General features: G+C 69.3%; 9 protein-coding genes and 1 pseudogene. 3 read left to right on the top strand and 7 right to left on the bottom strand.

The genetic code is table 11. From position 1 onward, the window contains the following. From VLI41_RS06115 to VLI41_RS06125, 3 genes are all read right to left on the bottom strand, one after another. Positions 1 to 610: acyl-CoA dehydrogenase family protein (locus tag VLI41_RS06115; protein ID WP_325267176.1), on the bottom strand; the 610-nt coding region annotated here is incomplete at its 3' end. Between the two features lie 284 nt (positions 611 to 894). After that, on the bottom strand, positions 895 to 2,103 hold the full coding sequence (locus VLI41_RS06120) for an acyl-CoA dehydrogenase family protein (RefSeq protein WP_325267177.1): 1,209 nt from the start codon (positions 2,101 to 2,103) through the stop codon (positions 895 to 897). A gap of 282 nt (positions 2,104 to 2,385) precedes the next feature. After that, a complete protein-coding gene (locus VLI41_RS06125) occupies positions 2,386 to 3,600 on the bottom strand; it encodes an acyl-CoA dehydrogenase family protein (RefSeq protein WP_325267178.1) in 1,215 nt (404 codons plus the stop codon). A 35-nt stretch (positions 3,601 to 3,635) separates the two neighbouring features. On the opposite strand from VLI41_RS06125, the pseudogene VLI41_RS06130 reads away from it, so the two are divergent. Further along, a pseudogene (locus VLI41_RS06130) lies at positions 3,636 to 3,731 on the top strand (hypothetical protein); the annotation flags it as partial. 11 nt (positions 3,732 to 3,742) lie between these two features. On the opposite strand, the gene VLI41_RS06135 reads toward VLI41_RS06130, so the two are convergent. From VLI41_RS06135 to VLI41_RS06145, 3 genes are all read right to left on the bottom strand, one after another. Continuing rightward, positions 3,743 to 4,936 carry an acyl-CoA dehydrogenase family protein gene (locus tag VLI41_RS06135; RefSeq protein ID WP_325267179.1) on the bottom strand — a complete coding sequence of 398 codons (1,194 nt, stop codon included), beginning with the start codon at positions 4,934 to 4,936 and terminating at the stop codon, positions 3,743 to 3,745. Positions 4,937 to 5,022: 86 nt separating this feature from the next. Continuing rightward, positions 5,023 to 6,234 carry an acyl-CoA dehydrogenase family protein gene (locus VLI41_RS06140; protein ID WP_325267180.1) on the bottom strand — a complete coding sequence of 404 codons (1,212 nt, stop codon included), beginning with the start codon at positions 6,232 to 6,234 and terminating at the stop codon, positions 5,023 to 5,025. Between the two features lie 35 nt (positions 6,235 to 6,269). Beyond that, the gene (locus VLI41_RS06145; protein WP_325267181.1) at positions 6,270 to 7,490 is read right to left on the bottom strand and encodes an acyl-CoA dehydrogenase family protein; all 1,221 of its coding nucleotides are present in this window, start codon (positions 7,488 to 7,490) and stop codon (positions 6,270 to 6,272) included. Positions 7,491 to 7,646: 156 nt separating this feature from the next. On the opposite strand from VLI41_RS06145, the gene VLI41_RS06150 reads away from it, so the two are divergent. After that, entirely contained in the window at positions 7,647 to 9,326 is a 1,680-nt protein-coding gene (locus VLI41_RS06150) for a bifunctional lysylphosphatidylglycerol flippase/synthetase MprF (RefSeq protein WP_325267182.1), read from the top strand. Here the strand turns inward: VLI41_RS06150 and VLI41_RS06155 are convergent. Further along, complete coding sequence (locus VLI41_RS06155; protein WP_325267183.1) at positions 9,323 to 9,526, bottom strand: hypothetical protein; 204 nt, start codon at positions 9,524 to 9,526, stop codon at positions 9,323 to 9,325. The two genes, VLI41_RS06150 and VLI41_RS06155, sit on opposite strands and share 4 nt — an antisense overlap. 406 nt (positions 9,527 to 9,932) lie before the next feature. On the opposite strand from VLI41_RS06155, the gene VLI41_RS06160 reads away from it, so the two are divergent. Then, complete coding sequence (locus tag VLI41_RS06160) at positions 9,933 to 12,293, top strand: SEL1-like repeat protein (protein WP_325267184.1); 2,361 nt, start codon at positions 9,933 to 9,935, stop codon at positions 12,291 to 12,293. Positions 12,294 to 12,339 lie beyond the last annotated feature (46 nt).

Raw genomic sequence — 12,339 nt, forward strand, 5'->3', positions numbered from 1 at the left:
CTGAGAACTCGACGTTGGCGGCGCCGCGGCTGTCGGCCAGGTGCAGGCGCTGGCGTTTCACGCCGGCGTCGTCGGCCTTCACCAGGTAGAGGCCGATCCCGTTCGGGCCCTTGGCCGAGACGATCAGGATGTTGGCGGCCATGCCCTCCAGCACGAAGGTCTTCTTGCCGGTGATCTTGCCGTCCTTGAAGGCCGTCTCGACCTTCTCCGGATTGTGGTGCGGGCCCTCGTCGACGGCGAGCGTGGCGACCACCGAGCCTTCGGCGATCTTCGGCAGCCATTCGGACTTCTGCGCATCCGTGCCGCCGAGGATCAGCGCCGAGGCGCCGGCCAGGCCCGAGGCCAAGAGCGGTGAGGCGGTGAGCGTGCGGCCCAGCTCCTCCAGGATCAGGCCGAGGCTCAGGTAGCCGAAGTTCGATCCGCCGTATTCCTCGGGGATGATGACGCCGGCCCAGCCCATCTCGGCCATCTCGTTCCAGGCGCCCGCGTCATAGCCCAGCTCGACGCCTGAATCGCGCATCTTTCGGAAGGCGGAGACCGGGCTCTTCTCCTGGACCCAGCTCTTCGCCGCGTCCTTCAGCATGCTCTGTTCTTCGGTCAGAACGGCCATTTCAATGTCCTCGTCAAAATCGTTTCGGTTTCAATTCCAGCCCCGCCGGGCGGCGGGATTCAAGTCGTTTTTGGGAACCGCGGACTACGCGGAAGACGCAGAAGGAAGAAGGCCACGGATTTCACGGATCCATACGGATGACGCGGCAGTCTGGGCGGGGTTGTCACCGCGCGCCTCTGGCGCGCAATGATCCGAGAACAAGGTGTTCCGAACCTCATCCGTGCAATCCGTGAAATCCGTGGTTCTCCTTCCGCGTCTTTCTGCGTTTTCCGCGGTTCAATTCCTCACTTCGACGACTGCGTCAGGTCGGGCAGGCCCAGGATGCGCTTGGAGATGATGTTGCTCTGGATCTCCTGCGATCCGCCGTAGATCGTGGTGGCCTTGCCGCCCAGCCAGCCGCGCACCGCCGCGAGCTCGTCCCTGGAGAAGCCGTCGCCCTCCCAGCCGAGGCCCTGGTGGCCCATGATCTCGAGGGTCAGCTCGGCGCGGTCCTGCAGGGTGCGGGTGGCCGCGTTCTTCATGATCGAGGTCGCCGCCGTCGGGCCCTGGTTGCCCTTCGCCTCCGACATCGCGCGCATCGCGGTGAGCTGGAAGGCGCGCAGGTCGATGGCGTTCTGCACCACCCGGGTGCGCAGGTCGTGGTCGGCGATCCGGCCTTCCTCGTCGACGCCGACGTAGGTCTTGGCGAGCTCCTCCGGCGCCGCGCTGCCGCCGAAGCCGCCGCCACCCCCGCCCGAGAGCCCCGAGCGCTCGTGCTGCAGCAGGCGCTTGCCGATGGTCCAGCCGCCGTTCAGCGGCCCGACGAGGTTCTTCTTCAGCGCCACGGCATTGGTGAAAAAGGTCTCGCAGAACGGCGAGCTTCCGGCGATCAGCTTGATCGGCCGGACTTCCACGCCCGGCTGATGCATGTCGATCAGCACGAACGAGATGCCTTCATGCTTCTTCGAAGTATCCGTTCGGACAAGACAGAAGCACCAGTCCGCGAATTGTGCGCCACTTGTCCAGATTTTCTGGCCATTGATCAGGAAGTGGTCGCCCTTGTCTTCGGCGCGCGTCTGAAGACTTGCCAGGTCGGAGCCGGCGCCCGGCTCGGAGTAGCCCTGGCACCACTGCAGGTCGCCGCGCACGATCGGCGGGATGTGCTCCTGCTTCTGCGCCTCGGCGCCGTACTCCAGCAGCGTCGGGCCGAACATCATCACGCCCATGCCGCCGATCGGATTGTAGGCCCCGGCGCGCGCCAGCTCCTGCTGCACGATCCGGCCCTGCGCGGGGCTCAGCCCGCCGCCGCCGTACTCCTTCGGCCAGGTGGGTGTGCCCCAGCCCTTTTCGCCCATCGCCTTGCGCCAGGCTTCCTGATCGGCCGTGGGCTTGGTCCGCTCCTCCCGCATCATCGGGTTGGGCCTGCCCTTCAGCGAGGCCGGGAAGTTCGCCTCGATCCATGTCCGCACATCCGCGCGGAAGGTCTCGAGTTCGCTCCCTCCAAAATCCGCCATTCGAAATCCGCTCCTTGAATATCCGTCAGACGGCCTGAAATGACGCCGCCGTCACGATCTCTGTAGCAAGACCACGGAAGACACGGAACACACGGAATAGGGCGCCATCGAACGAACCACGGATTTCACGGATTACACTGATGCCGGGAAAGCTCTGGACTGGCAGCGCACGCGCGCCTTCGGCGCGCCTTCCTGCTAGCCCGCTGCGCCTCCGTTGCGGTCGCCGATCCGTGAAATCCGTGGTTCCCTCTTCCGTGTCTTCCGTGTTTTCCGTGGTTCTTCTCACCCCTTCTGCGTGGTCTCGGGCAGGCCGAGGATGCGCTTGGAGATGATGTTGTTCTGGATCTCGTAGCTGCCGCCGGCGATCGTGCCGGCCTTGCCGCGCAGCATCACCTTGATGATCGCGAGCTCGTCGGGCGTGAACCCGGCCCCGGACCAGCCCAGGCCCTGCTGGCCCAGCACCTCGAGCCTGAGCTCCGCCCCGTCCTGGCGCAGCTTCGAACCCACGTTCTTCAGGACGGAGGAGGCGGCGCTCGGGCCCTGGTTCGACTTGGTCTCCTCCAGCGCCCGCCGGCCGGTGAGCGCAAACGCCTGGGCCTCCATCAGGTGGTCGGTGATCCGCCGGCGCAGGTCGCCGTCGCGCAGGCGACCCGTCTCGTCCAGGCCCACGTAGTCGCGCGCCAGATCGGTGAGCTGCGGCCCGGGCATGTAGTAGGGATTGCCGCTCGAGGTGCCGCCGGCGCCCGAGATCCCCTGCCGCTCGTGCTGCAAGAGCCGCTTGGCGATCGTCCAGCCGCCGTTCAGCGGCCCGACCAGGTTCTCCTTCGGCACCTTCACGTCGGTGAAGAAGGTCTCGCAGAAAGGCGTCGTATCGTTGATCAGCCGGATCGGCTTGGGCTCGACGCCAGGGGCCTTCATGTCGATCAGAAGAAACGAAATCCCTTCGTGCTTCTTGCTCGGATCTGTCCTCGTGAGGCAGAAGCACCAGTCGGCCAGGTGCGCGCCGCTTGTCCAGATTTTTTGGCCATTGACCAGGAAATACTCGCCCTTGTCTTCAGCCTTGGTCTGCAGGCCCGCCAGGTCGGAGCCGGCGCCCGGCTCGGAGAATCCCTGGCACCAGCGCAGCTCGCCCTTCACGATCGGCGGGATGTGCCGCCGCTTCTGGTCCTCGGTGCCGTACTCCAGGAGCGTCGGGCCGAACATCACCACGCCCATGCCGCCGATCGGGTTGTAGGCGCCGATCCGGCGCATCTCCTCGGCCAGCACCTTGGCCTGTTCGCGCGAGAGCCCGCCGCCGCCGTAGGCCTTGGGCCAGGCGGGGGTGCCCCAGCCCTTCTCGCCCATGGCGCTTTTCCAGGCTTCGCGGTCGGCGCTCTTCTCGTCGGGGCCTTCCGGCTCCTCCTGCTGGCCGCGCAGGCTCATCGGGAAATTCGCCTCCAGCCACTCGCGCGCCTCGGCCCGGAAGGTCTCCAGCTCGGTCCCGCCGAAATCCGCCATCGTCGTTCCTCCACCTTGACCGTTCTCTTGGCCGTCATCCCGGCCGAAGCGAAGCGGAGAGCCGGGACCCAGCGGGTTCTGCAAGGCGGCGAACCCTGGGTCCCGGATCGGCCTCACGGCCGCCGGGATGACGGCATTGTGCTCAGGTCGACTGCGTCGTGTCCGGCAGCCCCAGGATGCGCTTGGAGACGATGTTCGACTGCACCTCCTGCGAGCCGCCGAAGATCGTCGTCGCCTTGCCCGACAGCCAGCTCCTCACCGCATCGCGCTCGAGCTTCGAGAAGCCCTCGCCGTCCCAGCCCAGGCCCTGGTGGCCCATGATCTCGAGGGTCAGCTCGGCCTTCTCCTGGCCGATCCAGGTGCCGGAGTTCTTCATCACCGACGTCGTGGCCGAGGGGTTGAGGTTGCCCTTCGCCTCGTCGGCCGCCCGCTTCAGCGTCAGCGCGTGCGCCTTGGCGTCGATCTGGTGCTTGGCGATCCGCGAGCGCAGGTCGGAATCGGCGATCCGGCCCTTGGCGTCCACGCCGACGTAGGTCTTGGCGAGGTCGACGACGCTCGGCCCCGACATCATCCGGTTGCCGCCCTGGCCCGAGCGCTCGTGCTGCAGCAGCCGCTTGCCCACGGTCCAGCCGCCGTTCAGCGGCCCGACCATGTCGTTCTTCTCGACCCGGGCGTTGGTGAAGAAGGTCTCGCAGAACGGCGAGGAGCCGGCGATCAGCTTGATCGGCCGGGTCTCCACCCCCGGCTGGTGCATGTTGATCAGCACGAAGCTGATGCCCTCATGCTTCTTGGAAGTGTCCGTGCGGACAAGACAGAAGCACCAGTCCGCGTATTGTGCGCCACTTGTCCAGATTTTCTGGCCATTGACCACCCAGTGGTCGCCCGCATCTTCGCACTTCGTCTGAAGACTTGCGAGGTCTGAGCCGGCGCCCGGCTCGGAATAGCCCTGGCACCAGCGGATCTCGCCGCGGACGATCGGCGGGATATGCCGCTGCTTCTGGTCCTCGGTGCCGTATTCCAGGAGCGTCGGGCCGAACATCGAGGTGCCCATGCCGGCCACCGGGTTGTAGGCGCCGATGCGGTCCATCTCCTGCTGCAGCACGCGCGCCTGCGGGCCCGCGAGGCCGCCGCCGCCGTACTGCTTGGGCCAGGTGGGCGCGCCCCAGCCCTTCTCGGCCATCCGCTGCTTCCAGACAAGCGCATCGCCGCTCGGCTTCTCGCCGCCCGGGATCATCGCCTGCTCGGAATTCCTCAGCGACTTCGGGAAATTGGCCTCCAGCCACTCGCGGGCCTCGGCCCGGAACGCGTCGAGATCGGAGCCGCCGAAATCGGCCATCTCAATTCTCCTCAATAATTCAAATATTTAATCTATTATAACACGCAAAATCGGGCATTAGGAGTCAGCGCTGACTGCTCTTCGCCTCACTTTGGGTCCGGCAGGCCCAGCACCCGCTTGGCGACCACGTTCAGGTTGATCTCCGAGGTGCCGCCTTCGATGGAGTTGGCCTTCGAGCGCAGCATCGTCCTGAGCGCGTTGACCTCGGCTTCGGAGAAGCCCTCGCCTTCCCAGCCGAGGCCCTGGTGGCCGAGCGCCTCGATCAGCAGCTCGTTGCGGTCCTGGGCGATCTTGGCGCCCGCGTACTTCATGATCGAGGTCGCCGCGGACGGCCCCTGGTTCGACCTGGATTCGTCGCCGGCGCGCCGGACGGTGAGCTGGAAGCTCTTCGCCTCGATCAGATGGTCGGTGATCCGCCGGCGGAAGTCGGCGTCGGCGAGCCGCCCGGTTTCGTCGACGCCCACGTACGCCTTGGCGGCATCCTGCACCGGCCAGACCTGGGCCGCCCCGATGTTGCCGCCGCCCAGGCCTGCCGAGATGTTGTCGCGCTCGAACTGCAGCAGCCGCTTGGCGACCGTCCAGCCGCCGTTCAGCGGGCCGAACAGCTGGTCCTTGGGGACCTTCACGTCGGTGAAGAAGGTCTCGCAGAACGGCGAGGTGCCGTTGATCAGCCGGATCGGCCGTGTCTCGACGCCGGGCGTCTTCATGTCGATCAGCAGGAAGCTGATCCCCTCGTGCTTCTTGCTGGGATCGGTCCGCACCAGGCAGAAGCACCGATCCGCCAGGTGAGCGCCGCTTGTCCAGATCTTCTGGCCGTTGACAAGGTAATGATCGCCCCTGTCTTCAGCTTTCGTCTGAAGAGAGGCGAGGTCGGAGCCGGAACCGGGTTCGGAATAACCTTGGCACCACCTGACTTCCCCCGAGACGATACCTGGGAGATGTTGCTTCTTGAGCGCTTCCGTCCCGTACTCGATGAGCGTCGGCCCGAACATCATCACGCCCATGCCGCCGATCGGATTGCGCGCGCCGATCCTCGCCATCTCCTCCTGCAGCACGCGCGCTTCGGCCCGCGAGAGCCCGCCGCCGCCGGCGTCCTTCGGCCAGGTGGGCACGCCCCAGCCCTTCGCCCCCATGGCGCGGCGCCAGGCGCGGGCCTCCTCGCTCTCGGGCAGGGCCTGCATCTTGGCGGTCTGGGCCGCCGGGTCGTTGGCCAGGGTCTTGGGGAAGTTCGCCTCGAGCCAGGTCCGCGCCTCGATCCGGAACGCCTCGAGGTCCACGCCGCCGCCGAAATCCGCCATTTGAAATGCCTCTAATGAGATGAGCGTCTAAGAATTCACTTGGGGTCGGGCAGGCCCAGCACCCGCTTGGCCACCACGTTGAGGTTGATCTCCGAGGTGCCGCCCTCGATCGAGTTGGCCTTGGTGCGCAGCCAGCCGCGCACGGCGGCGATCTCCGGGGCCGAGAAGCCTTCCCCTTCCCAGCCGAGCCCGTGGCCGCCCATGGCCTCGATCATCAGCTCCGAGCGCTGCTTGGCCAGCTCGGCCGCGGCGTACTTGATGATCGAGGTCGCCGCCGATGGCCCGTTGCCGGCCCGGCTCTCCGCCGCCGAGCGGGCGATGGTCTGGCGCAGCGCCTGGAAGTCCATCTTGTTCTCGGTGATCCGCCGGCGCAGGTCGCCATCCGCGAGCCGACCGCTCTCGTCCGGGAGGTAGCGCCTGGCGATCTGCGCCAGGTCGCCGGACGCGCCGCCCGCCGTGCCGCCCTCGCCGAAGCCCGCCGAGATGTTCTGCCGCTCGTACTGGAGGAGCCGCTTGGCGATCTCCCAGCCGCCGTTCAGCCGGCCCACCAGGTTCCCCTTGGGAATCTTCACCTCGGTGAAGAAGGTCTCGCAGAACGGGCTCTCGCCCGAGATCAGCCGGATCGGCCGCGTTTCGACCCCGGGGCTCGCCATGTCGATGAGCACGAAGGAGATCCCCTCGTGCTTCTTCGACGGGTCCGTCCTGACCAGGCAGAAGCACCAGTCCGCCCTGTTGGCGTAGCTCGTCCAGATCTTGCTGCCGTCGATCTGCCAGTGATCGCCCTTGTCGACGCAGCGGGTCTGCAGGCCGGCCAGGTCGGACCCGGCGCCCGGCTCGGAGTAGCCCTGGCACCAGCGGATCTCGCCCTTCACGATCTTCGGCAGGTGCTCCTTCATCTGCTCTTCGCTGGCGTATTCGAGCAGCACGGGCCCGAGCATCCACAGGCCGAAGGACAGCAGCGCCGGACGGTAGCGGCCGGCGCTCAACTCCTGGTCCAGCACCCGCGCCTGCTGCGGCGAGAGCCCGCCGCCTCCGTAGTCCTTGGGCCAGGTCGGCGCGGTCCAGCCCTTCTGCGCCATGCGCCGCATCCAGACGATCTGCGGATCCTGGGAGCCTTCGAAGGCGCGGCCGCCCCAGACGGCTTCCGGATCGGTCTTGGCGTCCGGCTGGCGCAGCTCTGGCGGATAATTGGCCTCGAGCCAGCTTCGCACCTCGGTGCGGAATGCCTCGAGCTCGGCGCCGCCGAAGTCGGCCATGGCGTCCTCCAACGCGGGATCGGGGAATGTCGAGCCCCCACCTTACCGCGGGCGGCGCGCCCGAGCCAAGCCGGACGAACAGTTGTTTGAGACAACGCCGCGGGCCACTCGCGTCCGATCCGGGCTATAAGGCGCGCCGCACTGCAACGAGGTCGCATGCAATTCCTTCGTCTGTTCCGAGACGTCCGGCCGGCGCTGTTCGCGGCCGCGCCCTGGACGGCGGCGCTGCTGACGCTCGGGGCCGGCGTCGCGCTGGTGGCGTCGGGGGCGACGCCGTCCGAGCCCGTGCGGTTCATGAAGCTGCTGGAAGTCGCGCCGGTCTACCTGATCGAGACCAGCCACTTCCTCTCCTCGATCCTGGGCCTGGCGCTGATCCTGCTGTCGTTCGGCCTTCGGGCGCGGCTCGACGCCGCCTGGTGGGCCAGCGTGACGGTGCTGCTGGTCGCCGCTCCGCTGGCCCTGCTGAAGGGCCTCAACTGGGAGGAGACCGCGGCCTATGTGGCGCTCGCGGTGCTGCTGCTCCCGTTCCACCGCGCCTTTCCGCGCAAGGCGCGGCTCATGCGCATGGAGATCACGCCTGGCTGGCTGGTCTCGGCCGCCTGCGCGGTGCTCGGCGCGGGGCTGCTGGGCCTGTGGTCGTTCCAGCACGCCGACTACGCCAGCCTGCCCTGGTGGCGGGTGATGGCCGACGCCGATGCGGAGCGCTCGATCCGCGCCTGGGCGGGCGCGGCGCTGGGCCTGTTCGCGTTCGGGCTGTGGCGGCTGTTCGCCTCCGCCGCGACGCCGAAGGTCGCCGGCGAGGCCGATCCGGAGTTCGACAAGGTGCGCGCCATCCTGGCGGGCGCGGAGGCCGCCGAGGCTTCGTCCAACCTCGCCCTCCTGGGCGACAAGCGGTTCATCTTCTCGGCAAGCGGCGAGAGCTTCCTGATGTTCGGCGTGCGCGGCCGCAGCTGGATCGCGCTCGGCGGGCCGGTCGGGCGGCGCGACGAACGGCTGGAGCTGTTCTGGGCGTTCCGCGAGCTCGCCGATTCCCACGCCGCGCGGCCCGGCCTCTACGGCCTGCTGGCGGATGACCTGCCCGATGTTGTCGAGCTCGGCTTCTCGATCCAGAAGGTGGGGGAGGCGGCCGCCGTGCCGCTCGAGACCTTTTCCATCGAGGGCCGCCGGCGCGGCAACCTGCGTCGCGCCTGGCGCAAGGCGGCCGAGGAGGGCGCGAGCTTCGAGGTGCTGACCGGCGATCGGGTGGCCGCCGTGATGGACGACCTGCAGGCGATTTCCGACGAATGGCTCTCGCACCACGCCGGCGGTGAGAAGGGCTTCTCGATGGGAAGCTTCACGCCGCGCTACGTCAGGGAGTTCCCGGTCGCCCTGGTCCGCGACCGCGGCCGTCCCGTCGCGTTCGCGACGCTCTGGACCACCGCCGCCAAGAGCGCCTTCTCGATGGACCTGATGCGCTACGCCGACGAGGCGCCGAAGAACATCATGGACTACCTGTTCGTGGAGTTGATCGCCTGGGGCCGCGAGCAGGGCTTCGAGGCCATCGAGTTCGGCATGGCGCCGCTGGCCGGACTCGAGGACCGGCCGCTCGCGCCGATGATGTCGCGCGTGGGACGCCTGCTCTTCGAGCGTGGCGAGGAAATCTACAATTTCCAGGGCGTCCGCCGCTACAAGGACAAGTACGATCCGGTCTGGCAGCCCCGCTACATCGCCGCGCCGCACAGGTGGGCCATCCCCCTGCTGCTGGCCGATGTCGGCCTGCTGTCCTCCGGCGGCGTCGCGGGGCTCGCCAAGCGGCCTCGCCGCGAGCCCGGGCGGGAGATGCCGCAAGCCGCCTAGCGGCCGGTCCTGAAGCCCAGCAGGTTCACCACGTGGACCGCCATGATCATGACCCCGGCCGCGGCCAGCAGCATGATCAGGCGCCACGGGATCAGCCGCGGCCCGCGCTTCGGATTCGGCGGCCGGGCGCCCAGCCATCCTGAGACCACGGCGATCGCGGCCAGTGCGCCGCCGACCATGAGCGTGGGCGTGAGGTCCATCTGCGACCGCCTATCGCACCCGCGGCGACTCGGCGGAAGCCGCGCCGCCTGGCGCGGCGCGTCCGTCCACAGGAGAACCCATCCAGACGCAATATCTTGCGTGTTGCTCGCGTTTACACCCCAACAATCGGTGGTTAGCGTCCTGGTTGTCCTGGAGAACGATTCGATGGCGGGGGCGGCGCCCTGGAGCGTCAAGGGGATTGATCCTAAGGCCCGAGAGGTCGCCAAGGAGCTTGCCCGTCGCTCCGGAGTGACCCTGGGCGAGTGGCTGAACCGGGTCATCCTCGAGGACGACGTGCCCGAAGAGGTCGCTTCCCAGGCCGACCTTGCGCGGCCCGCACGGACTCCGCCCGGAAGTCCCCTCCGTCTGGCCTCCTCCCGCGGCCCTGGCCAGGACCCCGGCCGCGTGGCCCAGGCCCTGGACCGGCTCGCCGACCGCATCGAGGCCTCGGAGACGCGCACGAGCCTGGCGATCTCCGGGATCGAGCACGCCGTGCGCGAGGCCGTGGCGCGAATCGACGCCGCCGAGCGCGAGCAGATCGCCGTGGCCGCCCGGATCGAGGAGATTTCGCATCGCCCGCCGGCGCGTGGCGAGGCGAACCCCGCCGGACCCCGGTCGGCCGAGGCGCTTCGAGCTCTCTACGGCGATGAGGTCGAGATCCCGAGCTCCGGGGGCGCGGAGCTGATCGACGAGGTCACGGCGCGGATCGGCGAACGCCTGGCCGGGGCGGAGGGGCGCACGACGGAGTCGCTGGAGGCGCTGCGCCAGGCCTTGGCGGCGCTCGATGGCCGCCTGCGCGTCGTGGAAGGGGGCGCGAGCCTCGGCCTCGACCGGCGCCTGGAGGCGCTCGCCCAGGACCTCGGCCGCCGGGTCGATGAAGCCCGCGCCGAGGCGGCCGCCCACCTGGGAGGCGCCGCGGCCGGGCCGCTCGACGATCGCCTCGCCCGGATGGCTGCGCAGGTCGCGGCCGTCGAATCCCGCTCCGCGCGCGCTATCGATCGGATGGGCCGCGAGGTCCTGGCCCTGGCGGAAGCCCTCAACCGACGCCTGCAGGGCGCCGAGCAGCAGAGCGCCGCCGCCGCCGAGCAGGTCGCGGCCGATGTCGGACGCCTCGGCGCGATGCTGGAGGGCCGGCTGGCCCACGCCGAGCAGGCGCAAGCCGAGGCGCTGCGCCGGCTGGGCGAGGAGATCGGCCGCGGGGCCGAGCGTCTGAGCGAGCGCCTCGAACAATCGGAGCGTCGCGCCGCGCAGGCCATCGAGGATGTCGGCGAGCAGGTGGCGCGCGTCACCGAGCGCATGGAGCACCGTCACGAGCGGCTGTCCGACGATCTCGCCGAGCGCCTGCGCCAGAGCGAGGAGCGCACCGCCCGGTTTCTGGAAGAGGCGCGCGCGGGGATCGAGGCGCGGCTCGCCGCGGCCCAGGCCAGGCTCGAGGCGACCTCCGTCCAGCCGACGCCCCCGCCGGTGCACGCCTTTCCCGAGCTCCTGGCCCGCGCCGAGCCCGCGCCGGCCGACCTGGAGCCGGAACCGCCGCCGAGCGGCCCCACCCTCTATGATGACGATGAAGACGACTTCGCGCCCATCGCCGACCTCGAGGACGACGCCTTCGCCGCCGACGACGAGACGGGGGACGCCTTGGCCGCCGAGCGCCAGGGCCTGTCCACCCGCGAGGTGATCGAGCAGGCCAGGATCGCCGCGCGCGCCGCGGCCGGTCCGCAAGCCTTCGCGCCCCCCGAGCGCCGGCCCGCCGGCCGCGCGGGCGGGCGCCTGTTCGGGCGGCTGGGCTTCCGTTCGCAGCTGCGACCGACTTCCAGCTGGCAGACGGCGCTGATGGTCGCCGGCGGCGCGGCCTTCCTCTCGGTCGCGGCCGCCGGCGTCGTCCTGATGGAGGGGCCGCGCCCCGAGCCGGAAGCCTCGCTTTCGCCTGAGCCGGGCGCGCCTGCGCCACGCGCCGCGGTGGCCTTGGCGCCCCAGTCGCTCGGCGCCGCAGCCCCAACTCCCGAGATCGACGCTGCAGTCGCCCCGCAGGCGCGTGCTGCGGCCTACGAAGCGGCGGTGCGGAGTCTTGAATCGGGCGAAGCGGGCGGTCTCATGCGGCTCAAGCGGGTCGCCGATGACGGCTACGGGCCGGCGCAGTTCTACCTCGCCAAACTCTACGAGACAGGCCAGTTCGGGGTGCTGAAGAGCCCGGCCGAAGCCCGCAGGTGGACGGAGGCCGCGGCCCAGGGCGGCGACCGCTCGGCCATGCACAACCTCGCCCTCTACTATTTCCGCGGCGAGGGCGGCGCGCAGAACCTCGCCGAGGCCGCCGCCTGGTTCCGCCGCGCCGCCGAGGCCGGCGTGGTCGATTCGCAGTACAACCTCGGCCTGCTCTACGAATCCGGATCGGGCGTGGGACGCGACGAGGCTCAGGCGTACAAGTGGTTCTCGATCGCTGCGGCCGGCGGCGACGGCGAGGCGCGCGCCAACGCCCTCGCGCTCGAGGCGAAGCTCTCGCCGGCGGCCCTTGCATCGGCGCAGAAGGCGGCCCAGGCGTTCCGCCCGCGCGGCGAGGCCGCGCCCGCCAGCCACACGGCGAACGGCGCGACCGTGGCTGAGGCGCAACGGGTGCTGGCCCGGCTCGGCTACTATCGGGGCGCGGTGAGCGGCGCCCCTTCATCCAACCTGACGCTCGCCATCGCGGCCTACCAGCGCGATCACGGCCTGACCGCGACCGGTTCGCTCGATCCCCGCACTACGGCGAAGCTTTCGGTATTCACGCGCTGAGGGGCCGGCTCATCGTGAACGCGGCGTTTACCTTTCCGCGGTCCAA

It is taken from the genome of Phenylobacterium sp. (genome assembly GCF_035475775.1).
Taxonomy (GTDB): Bacteria; Pseudomonadota; Alphaproteobacteria; order Caulobacterales; family Caulobacteraceae; genus Phenylobacterium.